A 20875-nucleotide genomic window follows, 5' to 3' on the forward strand; every position below is an offset into this window, starting at 1 on the left:
GGTTCGGTTCCATGACCGGACGCGTGGCCGCCGCCGGACAGGCGTCAGGTGCGGTCGCGGAACTTCGCCACCGCCAGCGGGGCGGTGACCAGGGTGATGCCCGCCGCCCAGGCCAGGGTGAGCAGCGCCGAATGGGCGACCGGCCCGCCGTTGACCAGGCTCCGGTTGGCGTCGGCGAGCGCCGACAGCGGATTGACCTTGGTGAAGGCCTGCAGCCAGCCAGGCATGGTGGTCGGCTTGGCGAAGATCGAGCTGCCGAACTGCAGCGGCATCAGCACCAGCATGCCCAGCCCCTGCACCGCCTGCGCCGTCTTCACGGTCAGCCCCAGCAGGATGAAGATCCACATCAGCGAGGCGCCGAAGACCAGCCCCAGGCCGACCGCGGCGAGCAGGTGCAGCACCGAGGTCTCGATGGTCAGCCCCAGAACGAAGCCCATCACCAGCAGGAGCGTGGTGGCGACCAGCATCCGGCCGATCTCCACCACGATCTTCGCGATCAGCACCGAGGAGCGCGCTATCGGCATGGTCCGGAACCGGTCCATCACCCCGGTCTTGAAGTCGTCGTTGATGCCCGAGCCGACCGCCATGGCGATGTTCATGCCCATCATCGCCATCAGCCCCGGGATCACGTAGTTGACGTAGGCGTGCTGGTTTCCGGCGACCGCGCCGCCGAAGACGTAGACGAACAGCAGGGTGAAGATCACGGGCATCAGCAGGACGTCGAACATCGACTCCGGGTCCTGCTTGATCCGCATCAGGTTGCGGCGCGCCAGCGCCCCGATGTGCCGCAGGTTGGCCCGCAGCCCGATGCGGCCATCGTGTGCGGCGGTCACAGTGCTCACGCCCACCGGTCGCCCGTCGCCGACCTCAACCGGGACACTTCGCTTCGCTGTCATGCTCCGACTTCCTCGAACTCGCTGGACCGCGCGGCCTTCTGGCCGGTGAGGGCCAGGAACACCTCGTCCAGACTGGGCAGATGGGTGCCGATACCGGCGATGGAGAAGCCGCGCGCCCCCAACAGCGCAACGATGGCGGTCAGTTGCTCGTCGCTGATGACGGGTACGTGCACCGTGCCGTCGGCCTCGTCGGCGGTCGCCCCCGTGATGCCGTCCAGCCCGGCCTGGGCCAACGCGGCCAGCATCCGCGGCAGTTCGGCGCGGTCGCCGGGGGTGATCCGCAGGGTGCGGCCGCCGACCTTCGCCTTCAGCTCGTCGATCCGGCCCTCGGCGATCACCCGGCCGCGGTCGATCACCGTCAACTCGTCGGCGAGCTGCTCGGCCTCCTCCATGTACTGCGTGGTCAGCAGCACGGTGGCGCCGTCGGCCACCATCCGCTGGACCTCCTCCCACACCTCGTTGCGGGTGCGCGGATCGAGCCCGGTGGTGGGCTCGTCCAGGTAGAGCACCGCGGGGCGGCCGATCATGCTGGCGGCGAGGTCGAGCCGTCGGCGCATACCGCCCGAGTAGTTCATCGCCGGACGCCGGGCCGCGTCGGTCAGCGAGAAGCGCTCCAGCAGCTCGTCCGCGCGGGACCTGGCGTCCTTCCGGGACAGGTCGAGCAACCGCCCGATCATGTACAGGTTCTCCCGGCCGGACAGCTTCTCGTCCACCGACGCGTACTGGCCGGTCAGCCCGATCACCCGGCGCAGCTGCCGGGGCTGGGTCAGCACGTCGTGCCCCGCGACCCGGGCGGTCCCGGCGTCCGGCCTGATCAGAGTGGACAGGATCCGTACCAGGGTGGTCTTCCCGGCACCGTTCGGGCCGAGCACGCCCAGTACGGTGCCCTGGGACACCTCAAGATCCACTCCGTCGAGGGCTTTCGTCTCGCCGAAGCGCTTGGCCAGGCCCCGTACTTCCACGGCTTTGCCGCCGCCACTGGTCGTCGTCTTGAGCGGTTTCATGCGACCACGGTCGCCGACGCCACCGACAGGGCGCTGACAGGCCGCTGACAGGCTCGCCTGCCGCGGGCCAAGCGGGTCAAAGGGACGGCGGTGGGCGCGGCCCCCACGCTCCCGGCTAAGCCTTCACCGAGATCAGCCGTTGGCCCTGGGAGGTGATGACGTCGAACCGGGAGATGTCGGACGGGGACATCGAGGTGGAGCCCTTGAGGTCGAGCGGCTGCGGATGCTCGTCGGTGCCGTAGCCCTGGCCGGAGACCGTCCAACTGGCGATGGTGTCCTGGCGGCCGTCCTTGCCGACCACCACCAGATGGCAGGTGCGCGGCCCGTAGACGTAGGACAGCCGCAGGTCGATCTGGGTGCCCCAGGGCTTGCCGGTCAGCCCGACGATGGCCGACGCCCCGCTCACGGGGTCGGTCGCGGCGCGCTGGAACGCCGCGGCCTGCACACCGGTCACCGCGGGCTGCCCCTGGCTGGCCAGCACGGCCGCGGTCGGACCGGCGACGATCAGTACCGCGGCGGCCACCGCCGCCAGCCACCGGCGGCGCACCCTGGTCCTGCGCTGCGCCGCCACCTCGCCCAGCAGCCGGTCCAGCATCGCCTCGCTCGGCGGCTCGGGTGCGCCCGCGCTCCCGAGTTCCGCCAACACCGGGACCAGGCCGCCGAGTTCGTCCAACCGCGTGGCGCAGACGTCGCACTCGGCGAGGTGCCGCTCGAACCGGTCCATCTCGGCGTCGTCCAGCACGCCGAGCAGATACGCGCCGACGTCGATGTGCGGGTCGGGCCGTGCGTACTCGGTCACGAGGTCACTCCTCTCTCCTCCAGTGCGTTCCGCAGACTGCGCAGCGCGTAGTAGATCCGGGACCGTACGGTGCCCGGCGGCACCCCGAGCACCTTGGCGGTCTCGTTGGTGTCCCGGCCCCTGAAGTACGTCTCCACCAGCACCTGGCGATGGGCGGGCGTCAGGTCGCCCATCGCGTCGGAGATGGTCATCAGCCGTAGCGCGCGGTCGAGTTCGTCGTCGGCGGGCACCTGCTCCAGGTCGGCGCCGCCCTCCTCGACCGGGCGGGCGAGCCGGCCGCGGTGCGCGTCGATGACCACCCGGCGGGCGACGGTCACCAGCCACGGCCGCAGGCCGCGTCCGCTCGGGTCCAGGTGCGAGGCGCTGCGCCAGGCCCGCAGCAGGGTCTCCTGCACCACGTCCTCGGCGAGGTAGCGGTCTCCGGCGACCAGGCGCAGCACATAGGCCATCAGCGGACCCGCGTGATCGCGGTAGAGCGCCCGCATCAGTTCCTCCTCCGAGCCGTGGCCCGGGAAGCGGTGGCGTTCCACGCTGGCATCCTCGCGCAGGCCCGGCCCGCGGTCGACCTGAAGCACGAGTGGGGCCACCTCCTGTATGTCACCGTGGGTTCATCAGGACATACGGGAGGTGGCCCGGCTTTGCTCAACGGCTAGTGGAAGCTGTGCTCCGCCGCCGGGTACGCCCCGTCGACCACCTCGTCGGCGAACGACCTGGCCGCGTCGCCGAGCACCTCACGCAGCCGTGCGTACTGCTTGACGAAGCGCGGCAGCCGCCCGCCGGTCATCCCCGCCATGTCGGTCCACACCAGCACCTGCGCGTCACAGTCCGGGCCCGCACCGATGCCGACGGTGGGCACGTGCAGCATCGTGGTGACCTCCGCGGCCAGCTCGGCCGGTACCAGCTCCAGCACCACCGCGAAGGCGCCCGCGTCCTGCACCGCCTTGGCGTCCCGCAGCAACTGCTGGGCGGCCTCCTCGCCCCGGCCCTGCACCGGGTAGCCGCCGAACGCGTTCACCGACTGCGGGGTCAGGCCGATGTGCGCCATCACCGGGATGCCGGAGGAGACCAGCAGCTCGATCTGGTGCGCCGAGCGCTCGCCGCCCTCCAGCTTCACCGCGCCCACCCCGGCCTCCTTGACCAGCCGGGTGGCGTTGCGCAGCGCCTGCGTCGGGCCCTCCTGGTAGGAGCCGAACGGCAGGTCGCCGACGATCAGCGCGCGGCTGGTGCCGCGTACCACGGCGGCGGACAGCATGGTGATCTCGTCCATGGTGACCGGGACCGTGCTGTCGTAGCCGAGGTGACAGTTGCCCATGGAGTCGCCGACCAGCAGCACCGGAATGCCCGCCTCGTCGAAGACAGAGGCGGTCATGGCGTCGTACGCGGTGAGCATCGGCCACTTCTCGCCGCGCTGCTTGGCCGCGGCGATGTCCCTCACGGTGATGCGGCGGGTGCCCGTTCCTCCGTACAGCGCCTTGCTGCTGTCGGATTGCTTTTGGGCAGCCTCAACGTGCGTCATGGAAAGGCTCCTGTTCATGTCTCGAAGCGCCCTGACGGCGTCTCCGGATCGCCTCCATGCTGACATGCCGCGGCGGTGGCCGAAAGGCCGGTGCCCCGTTCTTCCACCGCCCGGCTTTGCCCGCCATTTACGATACGAGACGGATTCGTATCGTAAGCGCGTCTAGCGTGGAACCCATGCCCGCAGATGACGCTGCTGTGACATCGTCCACCCCGCGGATCCCCGAAGCGGTGCACCGCCGCCGCTGGGCCATTCTGGCCGTGCTGCTGCTCAGCCTGCTCGTCGTCGTGCTCGACAACTCGATCCTCAACGTGGCGATGAAGACCATCGCCCAGCCCGAGCCCACCGGCCTGGGCGCCACCCAGAGCCAGTTGGAGTGGGCGATCAACGCCTACACGCTGGTCTTCGCCGGGCTGCTGTTCACCGCCGGGCTGCTGGGTGACCGGCTGGGCCGCAAGAAGGTGCTGCTGTTCGGCATGCTGGTGTTCGGCACCGGTTCCGTGCTCTCGGCGGAGGCGAGCTCAGCGGTCCAACTCATCGGATTCCGCGCGGTGATGGGGCTCGGCGCGGCGTTCGTCATGCCGTCCACGCTCGCCATCATCATGAACGTCTTCGAACGCGAGGAGCAGCCCAAGGCCATCGGCATCTGGACCGGCTCGGTGGGCTTCGCCATCGCGCTCGGCCCGATCGCCGGTGGGCTGCTGCTCCAGCACTTCTGGTGGGGCTCGGTCTTCTTCGTCAACGTGCCGATCGTGCTGGCCGCACTGATCGCGATGTCGTTCCTGGTCCCCGACTCCAGGGACCCGCACCCCGGGCGGCTGGACCCGCTGGGCGTGCTGCTGTCCGTCATCGGCCTGGTGCTGCTGGTCTACGGGATCATCAAGGGCGGCCAGTTGGCCGACTTCGGCGCGCCCAGGTCGTGGGCGGCCATACTGGGCGGGCTCGCCGTGCTCACCCTCTTCGTGCTGTACGAGCGGCGCAGCAGCCATCCCGCCTTCGACGTCGGGTACTTCCGCGACCGGCGGTTCTCCGCCTCGGTGGTCACCATCGGCCTGGTGTTCTTCGCGTTGATGGGCGTGACGTTCTTCTTCGTCTTCTACACCCAGAGCGTGCGCGGGTTCAGCCCGTTGCAGTCGGGGCTGCTGCTGCTTCCGCTGGCCGCCGCGCAGATCATCTTCGCGCCGCGGGCCCGGCTGGTGGTCAACCGGTTCGGCGCCCGCGCGGTGTGCACCGGGGGCATGCTGCTGACCTCGGTGGCGTTCCTGGGCTTCCTGCTGCTGGGGCGGTCGACTCCGGTGTGGGTACTGGAAGTCGTGTTCTTCGTGATGGGTACGGCGATGGCGCACGTCATGCCGCCCGCCACCGTCATGATCATGTCGTCGCTGCCGCGTGAGAAGGCCGGTTCCGGGTCCGCGGTGAACAACACCTTCCGGCAGGTGGGCGGCGCGGTCGGAGTCGCCGTGCTGGGCTCGGTGCTGTCCACCGTCTACCGCCACAGCATCCGCGGCGAGCTCGCCGCGGTGCCCGGACTGCCGGCGCACGTACAGCACACGGCGGGCGAGTCCGTCGAGGCCACCTTGGGGGTGGCGCAGCAGTTGGGGCCGGTGGGCCAGGCGCTGGTCGGCCCGGCCGACAACGCGTTCATCCACGCCATGCACGCCACGGCCGTCGGATCGGCGGCCGTCGCCTTCCTGGGCGCCGCGGTGGCCTGGCTGTTCCTGCCGCACGGCGACGCCGTGCGGCCACCGTCCGCCGAACCGGAGAGGTCGGCGGCGCGGAGCGGGGGATGAGGACGCGCACCATGGCCACCGGGCGGGGCCGTCCGCGCAGCGCGGCGGCGGACAGCTCGATCGTGGAGACGGTGCTGCGGCTGCTGGAGGAGGGCGTGACGCTCGGCGAGCTGTCCATGGAGCGCATCGCCCGCTCGGCCGGAGTCGGCAAGGCCACCGTCTACCGCCGGTGGGCCAACAAGGACGCCCTGCTGGTGGACGTCGTGCGGGCGGTTGACGAACCGCTGCCGCCGCTGGCCGGGGCGTCGGTGCGCGACGACCTGGTGGCGCTGCTGGAGGCGATGCGCCAGGGCGCGCTGGCCAAACGCTCCTCGGCGGTGCTGCGCAACGTCATCGGCCACCTCCAGCACAGCCCCGAGCTGTGGCGGCAGTACCACGACACGGTGGTACGCACCCGCCGCGAGGCGATGTACGCGGTGCTGCGGCGCGGGGTGCGCACCGGGGAGATCCGCGACGACCTCGACGTACGGCTGCTCGTGGACCTGATCGCCGGGCCGATGCTGGCCCGTGCGCTGCTGTACGAGCGGGCGCCGATGGAGGACGGGCTGGCGGAGCGGATCGTGGACGCCGTACTCGACGGGGTACGCCCCGTTCACCAGGACTGACCTGGGCCGTTCGCGCGGTCCTGAGCGCGGTGCGGTGCCCGGAACGTATCGGGAATGTGCTGGTTCGGCTGCCGAATATGCGCATCGTGTCACAGGAGCCGAAGCAGCGCCGTGGACGGAAACCACCGTGTCATCCGGTCCGTCCCTCAGATGAGCGCCGTACCCCGTCCGCCCCTAGGGTCGGAAGCACGGACCCTCGCCCCTCGGGGGCGACCGCGGTTCGGCGCGTACACACAGGCACGCGGACAGGTGAGGACCCATGGCCCAGGCGGACACGGCGCACGGTGAGCGCGACGAGCACGAGACACGCCCGAGCCGACCCGCGATCCACTGGCGGGACGCGGGCACCTGGCGGCGCGGCTGGGTGATCGCCGCGATCGCGCTGGTCGTCGGGCTGCTGATGTTCTTCCACTCCAGCGTTCCCAACAGCGTCGGCAACCTGGGCAGCCTGTTCGAGACGTTCCTGCCCTGGACGGGGCTCGTGGTGCCGGTGCTGCTCGCCTTCGCCCTGGTACGGCGCTCGGCGGTGGCGCTGGCCGCGCTACTGGTGCCCGCGGTGGTGTGGGTGAACCTGTTCGGCGGATTGCTGACCGGCAAGTCGTCCGGCGGTGGCAACCTCACCGTCGTCAGCCACAACGTGAACGCCGGCAACCCGGACCCGGCCGCCACCGCCAAGGACATCGCGGGCTCGGGCGCCGACATCGTCGCGCTGGAGGAACTGGCAGGCAACGCGCTCCCCGTCTACGAGCGGGGCCTGGCGGACACCTACCGCTACCACGAGGTGGAGGGCACGGTCGCGGTGTGGAGCAAGTACCCGCTCAGCGACACCCGGCCGGTGGACATCCAGCTCGGCTGGGTCCGGGCGCTGCGCACCACGGTGGCCACGCCTCAGGGCCCGGTGGCGGTCTACGTGGCGCACATGCCGTCGGTCCGGGTGCGGCTGGACAGCGGGTTCACCGCCGGGCAGCGGGACCGCAGTGCGGCGGCCCTGGGGGACGCGATAGCTCGGGAGCCGCAGCGGAGGGTGATTCTGCTCGGGGACCTCAACGGGACGATGAACGACCGGAGTCTGTCGCCGATCACCGCGCAGATGCGCTCCGCGCAGGGCGCGGCGGGAGACGGGTTCGGCTTCACCTGGCCCGCGTCGTTTCCCATGGCGCGGATCGACCAGATCATGGTGCGGGGGATTGCGCCTGCCCGCTCCTGGGTGCTGCCGGCCACTGGCAGCGATCACCTGCCGGTGGCGGCGACCCTGCGGGTGGGCTAGCGGGGGTCTCTCCTCCTGCTAGCCCGTGTGCCGTCAGCCCTGGCCCGCCGCGGAAGGGGCCGGGGGGCCGCCGCCCCCGGAAAGGCAACTACGTGCCCCGAGGGGGCGTCAGCCCCGTTCCCGCCAGCGGTTGGTGATCGGGAGGCGGCGGTCCTTGCCGAAGCCCTTGGCGGTGATCTTCGTGCCCGGCGGGTACTGCCGCCGCTTGTACTCGGCCGTGTCGACCAGTCGGACGATCCGTTCCACCAGCTCCTCGTCGAAGCCCGCGGCCACGATCTGCGCGCGGCCCTGGTCCTGCTCCACGTACCGGTCCAGGATCACGTCCAGTACGTCGTAGTCCGGCAGCGAGTCGGTGTCGACCTGGCCCGGCCGCAGCTCCGCGCTCGGCGGCTTGACGATGGAGTTCTCCGGGATCGGCGGAACCTGACCGCGCTCGGCGGCGGCCGCGTTACGCCACTTCGCCAGCTCCCACACCTTGGTCTTGAAGACGTCCTTGATCGGCGCGAAGCCGCCCACCGCGTCCCCGTAGAGCGTCGAATAGCCGCACGCCAGCTCGGACTTGTTGCCCGGCGCCAGCACCAGGTGACCCTCCTGGTTGGAGATCCCCATCAGCGTCGTACCGCGCAGCCGCGCCTGGAGGTTCTCCTCGGCCAGCCCCGACAGGTGCAGTGAGGCCATGAAGGCGTCGAACATCGGGCCGATCGGCACGGTCCGGAAGTTCAGCCCGGTGCGCCGCGCCAACTCCGCCGCGTCGCCCTTGGAGTGATCGGAGGAGTAGCGGGACGGCATCGACACGCCGTACACGTGCTGCGCGCCGATCGCGTCACACGCGATGGCCGCCACCAGCGCCGAGTCGATACCGCCGGAGAGCCCGACCAGAACGCTGCGGAAACCGTTCTTCGTGAGATAGGCGCGCAGCCCCACGACCAGTGCCGTGTAGATCTCCTCGTCGTCACCCAGCCGTGGCGCCTGCTCCCCGGGCACCTGCGGCTCGTACGGAGCAAGCGGCTCCGCCGAGATCGTCCGGTGCTCGATGACCAGACCGTCGTCCACCGTGCCCGAGGGGACCGCGCCGGCGGCGGGCAGTTCCAGGTCGACCAGTACGCAGCCCTCCTCGAACTGCGGCGCACGGGTGATCACTTCACCCTCAGCCGACACCACGATCGAGTCGCCGTCGAAGACCAACTCGTCCTGCCCGCCGGTCATCGCGAGGTACGCGAGCGTGCAGCCCGCCTCCTGCGCGCGCTTGCGCACCAGGTCGAGCCGGGTGTCGTCCTTGGCGACCTCGTACGGGGAGGCGTTGACGGACAGCAGCAGCCCGGCCCCGGCGGTACGGGTGGCGGGCACCCGCCCGCCGTCCTGCCACAGGTCCTCGCAGATCGCCAGCGCCACGTCGATGCCGCGCACCCGGATCACCGGCAGCGTGTCGCCGGGCACGAAGTAGCGGAACTCGTCGAACACGCCGTAGTTGGGCAGGTGGTGTTTGGCGAACGACAGCACCACGCCGCCGCGGTGCAGCACCGCCGCCGCGTTCTGCGGCGCGCCCGCCGGCTGGCCGTACCGCGGCTCGGCCTTCTCGCTGCGGTCCAGGTAGCCCACCACCACCGGGACCTCGCCGAGCCCCTCGGCGGCGAGCCGCGTCGCCAGCGCGGTCAGCGCGGAGCGAGACGCCTCCACGAACGACGCGCGCAGCGCGAGGTCCTCGACCGGATAACCGGTCAGCGCCATCTCGGGGAAGGCGACCAGATTCGCCCCCTGGTCGGCCGCGTGCCGTGTCCAGCGCACTATCGCGTCCGAGTTGCCGGAGATGTCACCGACGCAGGAGTCGATCTGATTGAGGGCGAGACGAAGTTGAGGCACGGCCCCAGCGTAATCGTCTGTTCGACGCTATGGGGCCCGCGGGGCGCGTCGGCTGGCTCACACCCTGCGGGCCCAGGGCGGCTACCGCCGGTAGCCCAGTAGCGCCATCATGCCGCTCTCCGCGTGGTAGACGTTGTGGCAGTGGATCATCCACAACCCCGGATTGTCCGCGTCGAACTCGACGTCCAGGGTCTGCCGGGGCAGCACTATCGCGGTGTCCTTGCGCGGTCCGCCGTTGGGCAGGGCGAAGGCGTGCCCGTGCAGATGGACCGGATGCCACATGGCGGTGTCGTTGCGGAACGACAGCCGCACGCGGTCGCCGGAGCGCACCGGAATCCGTCGCGCGGGGTCATACCTCTCCCCGTTGAAGCCCCAGTCGTACTTCGCCATACCGCCGGTCAGCCGCAGGGCGACGGTGGTGTCCGGCCGTTTGGCGGGCAGCGCCACGCAGGGCGCGGCGCGCAACCTCCCCGCGGTCAGCGGTGCCCGGTCCAGTTCCGCCGGGCGTGCGTCCTTCCCGGGCGCCTCGCCGGTGGCGGTGCGCAGCACGGCCCGCGCTACCGCGTTCTTTCCCTCCGCCAGCGCGACCAGCGGGAACACCCCGTCGCCCGCGGTGAGCAGGACGTCGTAGCGCTCGCCCATACCCAGCAGCAGCGAGTCCGCCGTGGTGTGGGCGACCGGCAGGCCGTCGGCGTGGGTGACGGTCATGCGGTGACCGCCGAGGGCGACGCGGAAGGCGGTGTCGCCGCCCGCGTTGATGAGCCGGATGCGCAGCCGCTCGCCCGGTTTGGCGGTGAAGGTCTGCGGGTCATCCGCGATACGGCCGTTGACCAGGTAGTACGGGTACGCGACATCGCCCGCGTCGCCGCCGAGCAGGCCGCTGGTCGCACCCATCAGCATGCGGCTCGGGCCGGGAGCGGAGAAGCCCATGGCGCCCATACCTGGCATGTCGGACATGCCGTCGCGGTCGTCGCCGCCGGTGCCGTGGCCGCCGGAGCCGCCATGCCCGCCGGTGCCGTGGCCGCCGTTGCCGGGGCCGCCATGCCCGCCGGTGCCGTGGCCGCCGTTGCCGGGGCCGCCATGCCCGCCGGTGCCGTGGCCGCCGTGCGTCCCCGACGACATCCCGCCGAGCACGGCGTCCGGCGTGGAACCGTCCACGCCGTCGACCCAGTCGTCCAGCACGACCACCCACTCCCTGTCGTACCGGAGCGGTTCCTTCGGGTCCTCGACGATCAGCGGCGCGTACAGGCCGCGGTCCTGCTGCACGCCGGTGTGCGGGTGCAGCCAGTACGTGCCCGGGTGCGGCACCGTGAAGCGGTAGGCGAACCGGGCGCCGGGGGCGACCGCCCGCTGGGTGACGTCGGGGACGCCGTCCATGTCGTTGCGTAGCGTCAGGCCGTGCCAGTGTGCCGTGGTGGGCTCGGGAAGGTGGTTGACCAGCAGGGCCTCAAGGGTGTCGCCCGCGGTGACGCGGATCTCCCGGCCGGGGAGTTGACCGCCGTAGCTCCAGCTGCGGACCTTCGGGCCGCCCAGGTCCAGCGTCGACTCGGTTGCGGTGAGCCGTACTTGGCGCAGCGGACCGCTGCCGCGCCGCCGCTCGGCGGCGGCGACCTGCGGGCCGTCGGGGGAGACGAATCCGTCGGCCGACGGGCCGTGCCGCCCCGGGCCGGAGGACGAGCAGGCGGCGAGCAGCCCGGTTCCGGCCAGGCCGAGACCCGCGCCGAGCATGGCGCGGCGGGTGTAAGTGCGCATGGGGAGTGCACCTCGTGGTGTCGATGGATGTGCATACGGGTGGTGGCATGCGGCCGCGCGGAAGCGGCCGATGACGGGACCTATATGCGCGACACCGACAGACGGGCGAGGGACAGCGATATGAGCGGCGGCGGCACGGGCCGCGCCCCCGTGAGACGTGTGCGCAACGCGGCCAGTGCGACGCCCGCACCCGTCTCGGCCAACCCCAGCGCCAGCCCGAGGACGGCGAGCAGCGCGCTGCCCCACGCGCCGAGCACGGCGAGGCAGACCGACAACGGGTCCATGGAATGGGCGGGTTGAGGGTGCCGATCGTGACCGGGGGAGGGAGCCTGCGCGGCCGGGGCCGCGGCGGACGGCGGCGCGGGGCGCCCGGGTGCCGCGACCGGCGCCGTCGGGCCCGACTCAGCCGCCTGGACCGTCTCACCCGCCGGGACCGACGCCGCCGCCGGGACCGACTCCGCCGCCGCGGACATCCCCGGCATTGCGGGCATCGCTGGGTGCCCGATGGTGTGCATGGTGAAGATCCCGAACAGCAGGGCGGCGAACAGCAGCAGTCGGCGGACCATCGCACACCCCCCTGGTGTCTCCTGGGTAACTCCTGCCACGCGGGCAGCACCTTCGACAAAGAACCCTACACACCGCCACTGACAACGGCTCAGTCCCGGAATGCGTCCCTCGCGCCACCGCCCGACGATGGAGCCAGAGCGCGACGAACGGACATCCATGGCGCCATCCCCGCACCGCCGCCGACGGCCGGGCCGCGACTGCCCTGCCCCGGTCCTGGTCACGTCCGTGCCGTTGCTGCTCGGAGCCGCCGCCTACACCGCCTGGGTGCTGGAAGTCGTCCTCGCCACCGGGCTCGACCCGCTCCAGGCGTATCTCAGCGAACTGGCCGCCGTGGACCAACCGCTCGGTGGCCTGTTCCGTGCCACCGACCTGCTGGCGGGCCTCGCCGTGCTCATCGGATCGTGCTGCGGGCTCCTGTTGCTGCCGCGCCGCCGCTGGGCCACCACGGGCTGGGCCGCACTGGCGGTGTTCGGCGCCGCCACCGCGGTGGACTCTCGGCTGCCGCTGAGCTGCGCCCCGACCCGGGACGAGAGCTGCGCCGCCCGCGAGACGGCGGGGCTGGTCCCCGCCACGCACACCGCGCATGCGGTGAGCAGCACGACCGCCGTGCTCGCCGCCCTCACCGCGCTGGTGACGCTCACCCATGCGGCCCGGCGGTACGGCTGGCCGCCCCCGCTGCGCACTCTCGGGCCACCGCTGGTATGCGCCGAACTGGCCGCCACCGCATGGGCGTTGGGCGCCACGGCCGCTTTCCAGACCGGGCGCGGCACCTGGTCGCTGGGGGCGGGGCAGCGGCTCCAGACGCTGCTGGTCGCCGTCTGGATCGGCGCGCTGGCCGTCTCCGTGTCCCGCCAACCGACACCCCCGCCGCCATGACCGCCCGCGCCCACCCCGTGCCGGGCGCCGCGCCGCCCGGCTGGATCCTGCGCGTCGGCGGCGTGCCGCTGCACGTACTGCGCGAGGGCGCGGGACCGGTCTGCGTGCTCAGCGGTGGGCTGGGGCTGAGCTGGTTCGACTGGGACGCGGTGATCCCACTGCTCACCCCGCACCGCACGGTGGTGCGGTTCGACCGCCCCGGCTACGGGCTCAGCGCCCCGCCGGTCGCGGCACCCACCGCCGCCACCGAGGCGGAACGGATCCGGCGGGTGCTGGACGCGCTCGGGTTGCACGGACCGTGCACCGTCGCCGGGCACTCGCTGGCGGGCTTCCACGCCGAGGCCTTCGCCCGGCTCTACCCCGAGCGCACCGCCGCCCTGCTGCTGGTGGACGCCAGTGTCGAGGAGGCACCCCGCACGCCCACGGCCAGCGGGCTGCGCACCGCCGCCGCCCGGGCACTGGCCACCGCGCTGACCGCCGCCGCCGTACCGTACGCACTCGGGCCGACCGGACGCCGACTGCTGTGGAGTGCCACCACGCTGGACGGCCGCGACCCGGCCCCCACGCCACTGGTGCGGCGTACCTACCGCACCGGCCGGATGCTGCGCGCCGCCCTGCTGGAGAACACCCGCTATCCGGACATGGCCGACGAGATCCGCGAGCTGCGCGCCCGCCGGCCACTGCCCGCGGTACCGGTGACCGTGCTGGCCGCGTACGACGGCAGTGGCTCGCGCCGGGCGCTGCACTGGCTGCGACGGCAGCTGTTGCTGGCCAACGTGCTCGGCGCCCGGTTCAAGATCGTCACTCCGTCGGGGCACCTGATCATGATCGACCGGCCGCGGGCGGTGGCCTCCGCACTGCTCGACCCGGGAATTCCCCTGGGGAGGGTGCGTACCTGAAGTGCCGGTGCGTGTTCCACAATGGCCGTGAGGGCGTGACGCTGCGTGTAACGCGTCGGAAACCCTCCTCGGTGATACTGGTGTGCCCTGGGCAGCGCTCCGCTACAGTGCGCCGATCCCGGCGAGCAAGCCGTCTGACCTGCCCGTCCGACCTGCGAGGATAGAGCCCATGGATAAGCAGCAGGAATTCGTGCTCCGCACGCTGGAGGAGCGCGACATCCGGTTCGTCCGGCTGTGGTTCACCGATGTGCTGGGCTTCCTGAAGTCCGTCGCGGTGGCGCCCGCCGAGCTTGAGCAGGCGTTCGACGAGGGCATCGGCTTCGATGGATCCGCGATCGAGGGCTTCGCCCGGGTCTACGAGTCCGACATGCTGGCCAAGCCCGATCCGGGGACCTTCCAGATCCTGCCGTGGCGCGCCGAGTCCCCCGGCACGGCCCGGATGTTCTGCGACATCCTCATGCCGGACGGCTCCCCGTCGTACGCGGACCCGCGCTACGTGCTCAAGCGGACCCTGTCCAAGACCTCCGACCTCGGGTTCACCTTCTACACCCACCCGGAGATCGAGTTCTTCCTGCTGAAGGACAAGCCGTCGGACGGCACCCCACCGACCCCCGCCGACTCCTCGGGCTACTTCGACCACACCCCGCAGCACGTCGGCCAGGACTTCCGGCGACAGGCCATCACCATGCTGGAGTCCATGGGCATCTCGGTGGAGTTCTCCCACCACGAGGGTGCGCCCGGCCAGCAGGAGATCGACCTGCGGTACGCGGACGCGCTGTCCACGGCCGACAACATCATGACGTTCCGGCTGGTGATGAAGCAGGTCGCGCTGGAGCAGGGGGTGCAGGCCACCTTCATGCCCAAGCCGTTCTCCGAGTACCCCGGTTCCGGGATGCACACCCACCTGTCCCTCTTCGAGGGCGACCGCAACGCGTTCCACGAGTCCGGCGCCGAGTACCAACTGTCCAAGGTGGGCCGCTCGTTCATCGCCGGACTGCTGCACCACGCCGGTGAGATCTCCGCGGTCACCAACCAGTGGGTCAACTCCTACAAGCGCATCTGGGGCGGTTCCCAGCGCACCGCGGGCGCGGGCGGCGAGGCGCCCTCGTACATCTGCTGGGGCCACAACAACCGCTCCGCCCTCATTCGGGTCCCGATGTACAAGCCCGGCAAGACCGTCTCCACCCGCGTCGAGGTCCGCTCCATCGACTCCGGCGCCAACCCCTACCTGACCTACGCGGTGCTGCTGGCCGCCGGCCTCAAGGGAGTTGAGGAGGGCTACGAACTCCCGGCGGGCGCCGACGACGACGTCTGGGCCCTCTCCGACGCCGAACGCCGCGCCCTGGGCATCGAACCCCTCCCGCAGAACCTCGGCGAGGCCATCACCCTGATGGAACGCAGCGAACTCGTCGCCGAGACACTCGGGGAGCATGTCTTCGACTTCTTCCTCCGCAACAAGAAGCAGGAGTGGGAGGAGTACCGGTCGGAGGTCACGCCGTTCGAACTGCGGAACCTGCTGCCGGTGCTGTAGGGCAGGTCACAGTCGGCTTTTTCGGCTGTAGCGGCTACCGGAGACAGCAGTCCGGGCCGGTACGGGGGCCGTCCTGCTACCGCGGCAACCGGGTCGAGTTGAGGGGCCGTCCCCTTCGGGGACGGCCGCTCGGCGTTCGGCGCGCACCGCTCTTGTGAGGGATACCGGCAAACCGCTCGTGCGGGGGATCTTCACGCGGCTGGTGGATGGGACTCTGTGACCGTCGAGAAGACCGTCGAAGGGGAACGTGATGATCCACCGTCCAGGAATCCGCCTGCTCAGTGCCGCCGCCGCGGGCGCCGCCGCGCTGCTGTCCGCCTGCTCCGGGCTGGCGCCGGACCAGCACCGCGAGGTCAGCTACGCGGTGAGCGCCCCGGTGCACAGGCTGGTCATCGAGGGCCACACCGGGGAGGTACGGGTGACGGGTGGCGGCTCCACGGTCAGCGTGACCGAGAGACAGAACTACAAGAGCGCCCCGCCGCACACCACGCACACCACCACCGACGGCACGCTGACCCTCGGCTACGACTGCCATGACTGCGGGGTCGACTACGACGTGCGGGTTCCGACCGGTACGACGGTCGCCGTCACCGCGAACACGGGCGATGTGTCGATCACCTCGATAGGCGGCCCGGTGACGGCGAGCACCGACACCGGAACGGTCACCGGCGACCAACTCGCCACCAGCCAGGCGCACCTGACGTCCGAGACCAGCGATGTGCGGGCGACGTTCACCCACGCCCCGGCCACCGTCTACGCCACCTCCCAGACCGGCAGCGTCGAGGTCACCGTCCCGCGCGGCACACCGTACGCGGTCCAGGCCAGCTCGCAGACCGGAAAGGTCCACATCGGCGTCCCACGGGCCGACAACAACTCGCACACCATCACGGCGAAGGCCGAGACCGGCGACGTGACGGTCCGTACGGCCTGAACGTCCGCTTGCGTGCGGGGAGTTGACGGCAGCGACTGCCCGCATGCCGCCGTCAGCGGTGGACATCGGCCTCGCGCTGCCCGGGGTGGTGGTGGCTGTGCTGTCCGTGCCGCGTCGCGGCATGCCCTCGATCGTGACCCTCGCGTTCGCCGCCGTGATCACCGAGGCGCTGTCCGTCACGGCCTCCACCCGCAGCCGCCGCGTTCCGCGTGCATGCCGGTCAGGTTCGCGCCGCCGCCCACCAGCGAGTTGATGTACGGGGCGGAGGAGTTGCCGATGACCTGGCCGTACCCGTTGTTCTCCAGCACCACCACGATGACGTGGTCGGCGTGTCGGTGGCCGCCCGTGCCGCGGGCAGTGACACGGCGGACGTGAGGGCGGTGAGGGCACGGCGAGACGTACGAAGATCGGGGCTGGGAAGTTCGGGCCCCGTGTCTGTGGGGAAGTACCGGGGCTGTGCGTGCGGGGCTCCGTCAGACTGGGAGCGGAGCGCCGTCCGGTCCGTGCTCGGACGGTGAGGATCTGGGGAACGCTATGGATACGGCCGAGGCGGCCGAAGGACGACGGTTACGTACCAGCCGCAGCCCGCGACGGATACGCTCGCGGCGGACACGGCGAACGATCAAAGCGCGCGACGACGGCACCCGCGTCCCGGAGCCACCAGGAGGAGAAGCCCATGCTGGAAGGGCGGCGCAGCAGCACGTTCAGCAAGCTGCTGCGGCACGGGTTCACCGACCCGGACGCGGCCGAGCGGCTGCTCGAAGGCCCGGAGTTGTCGTCGGTGCGCGACGATTCGGTGCTGCTCGACGCGCTGGGTGCGACGGCCGACCCCGATCTGGCGCTGCGCGGTCTGGTGCGGCTGGCCGAGGCGCAGGAGCCCACCGAACGGCACGCGCTGCTGGACACGCTGACCGGATCCAAACCGCTGCGCGACCGGCTGCTCGGGGTGCTCGGCGCCTCCGAGGCGCTCGGCGACCACCTGGCCCGGCACCCGCACGACTGGCACGCGCTGGTGACCTACGAGTCGACCGATCTGCACCCGGGCGTCGAGGAGTTCGAAGCCGGGCTGCGCAAGGGCATGGCGGACGTCGCCCCCGCCACATCAGAGGACGCGCTGCGCGCCGCGTACCGCCGCTGCCTGCTGGCGATCGCCGCCCGCGACGTCTGCGGCACCAGCGACCTCGCCGAGACCGCCGCCGAACTCGCCGACCTGGCCACCGCCACCCTGCGTGCCGCCCTCGCCATCGCCGAGAGCGAGCAGCCCGCCGACGCCGCCGCCTGCCGGCTCGCGGTGATCGCCATGGGCAAGGCGGGCGGCCGGGAGCTGAACTACGAGTCCGACGTCGACGTGATCTTCGTCGCCGAGACCCCGGAAGGCGGCGACGAGGGCAAGGCGCTCCAGGCGGCCACCCGGCTCGCCGCCCGCATGATGCGGGTCTGCTCGGCGACCACCGCCGAGGGCACCATCTGGGAGGTCGACGCCAACCTGCGCCCCGAGGGCAAGAACGGCCCGCTGGTGCGCACCCTCAGCAGCCATCTCGCGTACTACCGGCGGTGGGCCAAGACCTGGGAGTTCCAGGCACTGCTCAAGGCCCGCCCGGTCGCGGGCGACGAGGCCCTGGGCCAGGACTACGTCGACGCGGTGGCACCGATGGTCTGGCAGGCCGCCGAGCGCGAGCACTTCGTCACCGACGTTCAGCAGATGCGCCGCCGCGTGGTGGACAACATCCCCGCGGCGCACCTCGACCGCGAACTCAAACTCGGCCCGGGCGGCCTGCGCGACGTCGAATTCGCCGTGCAGCTACTGCAGTTGGTGCACGGCCGCACCGACCCCGCGCTGCGCAGCGGCACCACGCTGACCGCGCTGAGCCAGCTCGCCGAGGGCGGTTACGTGGGCCGCGCCGACGCCGCCGCGCTGGACGCCGCGTACCGGTTCCTGCGCTCGATGGAACACCGCATACAGCTCCACAAGCTGCGCCGCACCCATCTGGTGCCGGAGGACGAGGCCGATCTGCGTCGGCTCGGCAGATCGCTGGGCTTCCGCTCCGACCCGGTGGCCGAACTGCAGCGGGAGTGGCGGCGGCACTCCGTCGAGGTGCGACGGCTGCACGAGAAGCTGTTCTACCGCCCGCTGCTGGACGCCTTCGCGCAGCTCGAACCCGGTGCCGCCCGGCTCAGCCCGGACGCCGCCCGGCAGCGCCTGGAGGCGCTCGGATACGCGGATCCGGCCTCCGCGCTGCGCCACCTGGAGGCGCTGGCCTCCGGCGTCAGCCGCAAGGCGGCGATCCAGCGCACCCTGCTGCCGGTGCTGCTCGGCTGGTTCGCCGACTCCGCCGACCCGGACGCCGGTCTGCTGAACTTCCGCAAGGTCTCCGACGCCCTGGGCCGCACCCCGTGGTACCTGCGGCTGCTGCGCGACGAGGGCGCCGCCGCCGAGAACCTGGCCCGGGTGCTTTCCGCCGGTCGGCTCGCCCCCGACCTGCTGCTGCGCGCCCCCGAGGCGGTCGCCCTGCTCGGCGACCCCGAGGGGCTGCGGCCACGCGCCCTGCCCGCCCTGGAGCAGGAGGTGCTGGCCGCCGCCAAGCGCGCCGACACCGCTGAGGCCGCGGTCACCGTGGTGCGCGGGGTGCGCCGCCGCGAGTTGTTCCGTACCGCCGCCGCCGACCTGACCGGCGGCTTCCACCCGGAGGTCGATCCGGGCGCCGCCGTGGACGCGGTCGGTACCGCCATCTCCGACCTGACCACCGCCACCCTCGCCGGCGCCCTGCGGGCCGCCGTGGACGCCGTGGGCGCGGGGGAGCCGCTGCCGACCCGGATCGCGGTGATCGGCATGGGCCGCTTCGGCGGGCGCGAGCTGGGCTACGGATCCGACGCGGACGTGCTCTTCGTCCACGACCCGCAGCCGGGCGCCGAGGAGCACGAGGCCGCCAAGGCCGCGCTGAAGGTCGCCAACGAGCTGCGCAGGCTGCTGCAGATCCCCACCACCGACCCGCCGCTGGTGGTGGACGCCGACCTGCGTCCCGAGGGCAAGAGCGGCCCGCTGGTGCGTTCGCTGGCCTCGTACGCCGCGTACTACCGGCGCTGGTCGCTGGTGTGGGAGAGCCACGCGCTGCTGCGCGCCGCACCGGTGGCCGGGGACGCCGAACTGGGCGCTCGGTTCATCGAGCTGATCGACCCGCTGCGCTACCCCGCCGAGGGGCTGGGGGAGGAGGCGGTGCGCGACATCCGGCGGCTGAAGGCCCGTATGGAGGCCGAGCGGCTGCCGCGCGGCGCCGACCCCACCACACACACCAAGCTCGGCCGCGGCGGGCTGTCCGACGTGGAATGGACGGTCCAGCTGTTCCAGCTGCGGCACGGCTGGGTCGAGCCCGGCCTGCGCACCACCCGTACCCGCGAGGCGCTGGCCGCCGCGTGCGCGGCCGGTCTGGTCGACGCCGAGGACGCCGCCGTGCTGGACGAGGCGTGGGTACTGGCGACCCGGGTGCGCAACGCGGTCATGCTGGTCCGCGGCCGCCCCGGAGACACCTTCCCCAGCGACGGCCGGGAACTGGCCGCCGTCGGCCGCTACCTCGGGTACGGCCCCGGCCAGGTGGGCGCCATGCTGGACGACTACCGCCGGATCACCAGGAGGGCGCGGGCGGTCGTGGAGCGGCTGTTCTACGAGTACGAGGGGTGAGGCCCCGGTTATCCGACGGCCTTCACCGGCGCCGCTGACACATACCGCGGCAGCCGGTAGGTCAGCCGTCCGTACACCGCGAAGGAGACGGTGAACCCTATGCCGAGGCAGACGACTCCGCCGAGCGCGTCCAGCCAGAAGTGGTTGGCGGTGGAGATGATCACCACGAGCGTCGCCACCGGGTAGAGCACCCCCAGCACCCGTACCCACACTGGGCGGGCCAGCGTCGCGATGGTGATGCCGCACCACAGCGACCAGCCGATGTGCATCGACGGCATCGCCGCGAACTGGTTGGACACATGCGCCAGATCACCCGACGCCATCGAACCCCAGGTGTGGTGCACCGCGACGGTGTCGATGAAACCGGGGCCGCCGCGCATCAGCCGTGGCGGCGCCAACGGGAAGAAGTAGAAGCCCACCAGCGCGATCCCGGTGGTCGCGAAGATGGTGAGCCGGGCCGACGCGTACCGCCCCGGATGTCTGCGGAACAGCCAGACGAGCACCCCGATCGTCATGATGAAGTGCAGCGTCGCGTAGTAGTAGTTCATCCCCACGATCAGCCACGTCACCGAGTTGATGGCGTGGTTGATGTGCTGTTCCACGGCGACGCCGAGGCTCTGCTCCAAGTGCCAGACCTGGAGCGCGTGATGCATCGCGGACTTCTCCTGCTCCGGCACCGCGTTGCGTACCAGCGAGTACACCCAGTAGCTGACGCCGATCAGCGCGATCTCGAACCACAGCCGCGGTCTACGGGGTTTGCGGAACCGGGAGATCAGCGTGTGCCGCACCTCCGTGCGGCGGTCCTCCCGCGCTGTTCCATCGACGTCGATGGAACCGGTGGAGCGCGGAGGGACGGCCGTACGGCCTTCCAGGATCTTCGCTGTCGGTTCCCCCATAGGCGGACAG

The 20875-nt window shown here is 71.6% G+C and carries 18 protein-coding genes; 8 read left to right on the forward strand and 10 right to left on the reverse strand.

The features are described from left to right. Nucleotides 1-44 precede the first annotated feature (44 nt). From O5O46_RS06325 to panB, 5 genes are all read right to left on the reverse strand, one after another. Entirely contained in the window at nucleotides 45-896 is an 852-nt protein-coding gene (locus O5O46_RS06325; protein WP_269854236.1) for an ABC transporter permease, read from the reverse strand. After that, the gene (locus O5O46_RS06330; protein WP_269854237.1) at nucleotides 893-1900 is read right to left on the reverse strand and encodes an ATP-binding cassette domain-containing protein; all 1008 of its coding nucleotides are present in this window, start codon (nucleotides 1898-1900) and stop codon (nucleotides 893-895) included. Before O5O46_RS06330 ends, O5O46_RS06325 begins: the two co-directional genes overlap by 4 nt. A gap of 115 nt (nucleotides 1901-2015) precedes the next feature. Then, nucleotides 2016-2699: a zf-HC2 domain-containing protein gene (locus O5O46_RS06335; RefSeq protein ID WP_269854238.1), complete on the reverse strand. Its 684-nt coding sequence runs from the start codon at nucleotides 2697-2699 to the stop codon at nucleotides 2016-2018. Beyond that, entirely contained in the window at nucleotides 2696-3247 is a 552-nt protein-coding gene (locus O5O46_RS06340; protein ID WP_269854589.1) for a sigma-70 family RNA polymerase sigma factor, read from the reverse strand. The genes O5O46_RS06335 and O5O46_RS06340 overlap by 4 nt, the downstream gene beginning before the upstream one ends. A 101-nt stretch (nucleotides 3248-3348) precedes the next feature. Continuing rightward, complete coding sequence (gene panB / locus O5O46_RS06345; protein WP_269854239.1) at nucleotides 3349-4215, reverse strand: 3-methyl-2-oxobutanoate hydroxymethyltransferase; 867 nt, start codon at nucleotides 4213-4215, stop codon at nucleotides 3349-3351. A 176-nt stretch (nucleotides 4216-4391) separates the two neighbouring features. On the opposite strand from panB, the gene O5O46_RS06350 reads away from it, so the two are divergent. The 3 genes from O5O46_RS06350 (at nucleotide 4392) to O5O46_RS06360 (ending at nucleotide 7877) form a co-directional block, all read left to right on the forward strand. Next, complete coding sequence (locus O5O46_RS06350) at nucleotides 4392-6005, forward strand: MFS transporter (protein ID WP_269854240.1); 1614 nt, start codon at nucleotides 4392-4394, stop codon at nucleotides 6003-6005. Next, the gene (locus O5O46_RS06355) at nucleotides 6002-6610 is read left to right on the forward strand and encodes a TetR/AcrR family transcriptional regulator (protein ID WP_269854241.1); all 609 of its coding nucleotides are present in this window, start codon (nucleotides 6002-6004) and stop codon (nucleotides 6608-6610) included. The genes O5O46_RS06350 and O5O46_RS06355 overlap by 4 nt, the downstream gene beginning before the upstream one ends. 259 nt (nucleotides 6611-6869) lie before the next feature. Then, complete coding sequence (locus tag O5O46_RS06360; RefSeq protein WP_269854242.1) at nucleotides 6870-7877, forward strand: endonuclease/exonuclease/phosphatase family protein; 1008 nt, start codon at nucleotides 6870-6872, stop codon at nucleotides 7875-7877. Nucleotides 7878-7985: 108 nt separating this feature from the next. On the opposite strand, the gene O5O46_RS06365 is transcribed toward O5O46_RS06360, so the two are convergent. The 3 genes from O5O46_RS06365 to O5O46_RS06375 all read right to left on the reverse strand — a co-directional run bounded on the left by O5O46_RS06365 (nucleotide 7986) and on the right by O5O46_RS06375 (nucleotide 12094). Then, nucleotides 7986-9737 (reverse strand): NAD+ synthase, encoded by a 1752-nt coding sequence (locus O5O46_RS06365; RefSeq protein ID WP_269854243.1) that lies wholly within the window; start codon nucleotides 9735-9737, stop codon nucleotides 7986-7988. An 81-nt stretch (nucleotides 9738-9818) separates the two neighbouring features. Next, complete coding sequence (locus O5O46_RS06370; protein ID WP_269854244.1) at nucleotides 9819-11489, reverse strand: multicopper oxidase family protein; 1671 nt, start codon at nucleotides 11487-11489, stop codon at nucleotides 9819-9821. A gap of 80 nt (nucleotides 11490-11569) precedes the next feature. Continuing rightward, the gene (locus O5O46_RS06375; protein ID WP_333482338.1) at nucleotides 11570-12094 is read right to left on the reverse strand and encodes a hypothetical protein; all 525 of its coding nucleotides are present in this window, start codon (nucleotides 12092-12094) and stop codon (nucleotides 11570-11572) included. 118 nt (nucleotides 12095-12212) lie between these two features. On the opposite strand from O5O46_RS06375, the gene O5O46_RS06380 reads away from it, so the two are divergent. From O5O46_RS06380 to O5O46_RS06395, 4 genes are all read left to right on the forward strand, one after another. Continuing rightward, entirely contained in the window at nucleotides 12213-12932 is a 720-nt protein-coding gene (locus O5O46_RS06380) for a DUF998 domain-containing protein (protein ID WP_269854245.1), read from the forward strand. Continuing rightward, the gene (locus O5O46_RS06385) at nucleotides 12929-13831 is read left to right on the forward strand and encodes an alpha/beta fold hydrolase (RefSeq protein WP_269854246.1); all 903 of its coding nucleotides are present in this window, start codon (nucleotides 12929-12931) and stop codon (nucleotides 13829-13831) included. Before O5O46_RS06380 ends, O5O46_RS06385 begins: the two co-directional genes overlap by 4 nt. Nucleotides 13832-14000: 169 nt before the next feature. After that, entirely contained in the window at nucleotides 14001-15362 is a 1362-nt protein-coding gene (gene glnA / locus O5O46_RS06390) for a type I glutamate--ammonia ligase (protein WP_269854247.1), read from the forward strand. A 250-nt stretch (nucleotides 15363-15612) separates the two neighbouring features. Continuing rightward, nucleotides 15613-16293, forward strand: a complete 681-nt coding sequence (locus tag O5O46_RS06395) for a DUF4097 family beta strand repeat-containing protein (RefSeq protein ID WP_269854248.1) — start codon at nucleotides 15613-15615, stop codon at nucleotides 16291-16293. A gap of 176 nt (nucleotides 16294-16469) precedes the next feature. Here the strand turns inward: O5O46_RS06395 and O5O46_RS06400 are convergent, their stop codons facing one another. Next, nucleotides 16470-16607 carry a hypothetical protein gene (locus tag O5O46_RS06400; RefSeq protein ID WP_333482339.1) on the reverse strand — a complete coding sequence of 46 codons (138 nt, stop codon included), beginning with the start codon at nucleotides 16605-16607 and terminating at the stop codon, nucleotides 16470-16472. A 362-nt stretch (nucleotides 16608-16969) separates the two neighbouring features. Here O5O46_RS06400 and O5O46_RS06405 point away from each other — a divergent pair, with 362 nt between their 5' ends. Beyond that, nucleotides 16970-19969 (forward strand): bifunctional [glutamine synthetase] adenylyltransferase/[glutamine synthetase]-adenylyl-L-tyrosine phosphorylase, encoded by a 3000-nt coding sequence (locus O5O46_RS06405; RefSeq protein WP_269854249.1) that lies wholly within the window; start codon nucleotides 16970-16972, stop codon nucleotides 19967-19969. An 8-nt stretch (nucleotides 19970-19977) separates the two neighbouring features. Here the strand turns inward: O5O46_RS06405 and O5O46_RS06410 are convergent, their stop codons facing one another. Continuing rightward, the gene (locus O5O46_RS06410) at nucleotides 19978-20865 is read right to left on the reverse strand and encodes a phosphatase PAP2 family protein (protein WP_269854250.1); all 888 of its coding nucleotides are present in this window, start codon (nucleotides 20863-20865) and stop codon (nucleotides 19978-19980) included. Nucleotides 20866-20875 lie beyond the last annotated feature (10 nt).

Source organism: Streptomyces sp. RPT161 (assembly GCF_027533845.1).
In the GTDB taxonomy this organism is placed as follows: Bacteria; Actinomycetota; Actinomycetes; order Streptomycetales; family Streptomycetaceae; genus Streptantibioticus_A; species Streptantibioticus_A silvisoli_A.

What these genes read in the sequence shown, in the direction of transcription:
- O5O46_RS06325 (WP_269854236.1), bottom strand. Translation starts at nt 896, where the DNA reads ATGACAGCGAAGCGAAGTGTCCCGGTTGAGGTCGGCGACGGGCGACCG.
- O5O46_RS06330 (WP_269854237.1), bottom strand. Translation starts at nt 1,900, where the DNA reads ATGAAACCGCTCAAGACGACGACCAGTGGCGGCGGCAAAGCCGTGGAA.
- panB (WP_269854239.1), bottom strand. Translation starts at nt 4,215, where the DNA reads ATGACGCACGTTGAGGCTGCCCAAAAGCAATCCGACAGCAGCAAGGCG.
- O5O46_RS06350 (WP_269854240.1), top strand. Translation starts at nt 4,392, where the DNA reads ATGCCCGCAGATGACGCTGCTGTGACATCGTCCACCCCGCGGATCCCC.
- O5O46_RS06355 (WP_269854241.1), top strand. Translation starts at nt 6,002, where the DNA reads ATGAGGACGCGCACCATGGCCACCGGGCGGGGCCGTCCGCGCAGCGCG.
- O5O46_RS06360 (WP_269854242.1), top strand. Translation starts at nt 6,870, where the DNA reads ATGGCCCAGGCGGACACGGCGCACGGTGAGCGCGACGAGCACGAGACA.
- O5O46_RS06370 (WP_269854244.1), bottom strand. Translation starts at nt 11,489, where the DNA reads ATGCGCACTTACACCCGCCGCGCCATGCTCGGCGCGGGTCTCGGCCTG.
- O5O46_RS06380 (WP_269854245.1), top strand. Translation starts at nt 12,213, where the DNA reads ATGGCGCCATCCCCGCACCGCCGCCGACGGCCGGGCCGCGACTGCCCT.
- O5O46_RS06385 (WP_269854246.1), top strand. Translation starts at nt 12,929, where the DNA reads ATGACCGCCCGCGCCCACCCCGTGCCGGGCGCCGCGCCGCCCGGCTGG.
- glnA (WP_269854247.1), top strand. Translation starts at nt 14,001, where the DNA reads ATGGATAAGCAGCAGGAATTCGTGCTCCGCACGCTGGAGGAGCGCGAC.
- O5O46_RS06395 (WP_269854248.1), top strand. Translation starts at nt 15,613, where the DNA reads ATGATCCACCGTCCAGGAATCCGCCTGCTCAGTGCCGCCGCCGCGGGC.
- O5O46_RS06405 (WP_269854249.1), top strand. Translation starts at nt 16,970, where the DNA reads ATGCTGGAAGGGCGGCGCAGCAGCACGTTCAGCAAGCTGCTGCGGCAC.
- O5O46_RS06410 (WP_269854250.1), bottom strand. Translation starts at nt 20,865, where the DNA reads ATGGGGGAACCGACAGCGAAGATCCTGGAAGGCCGTACGGCCGTCCCT.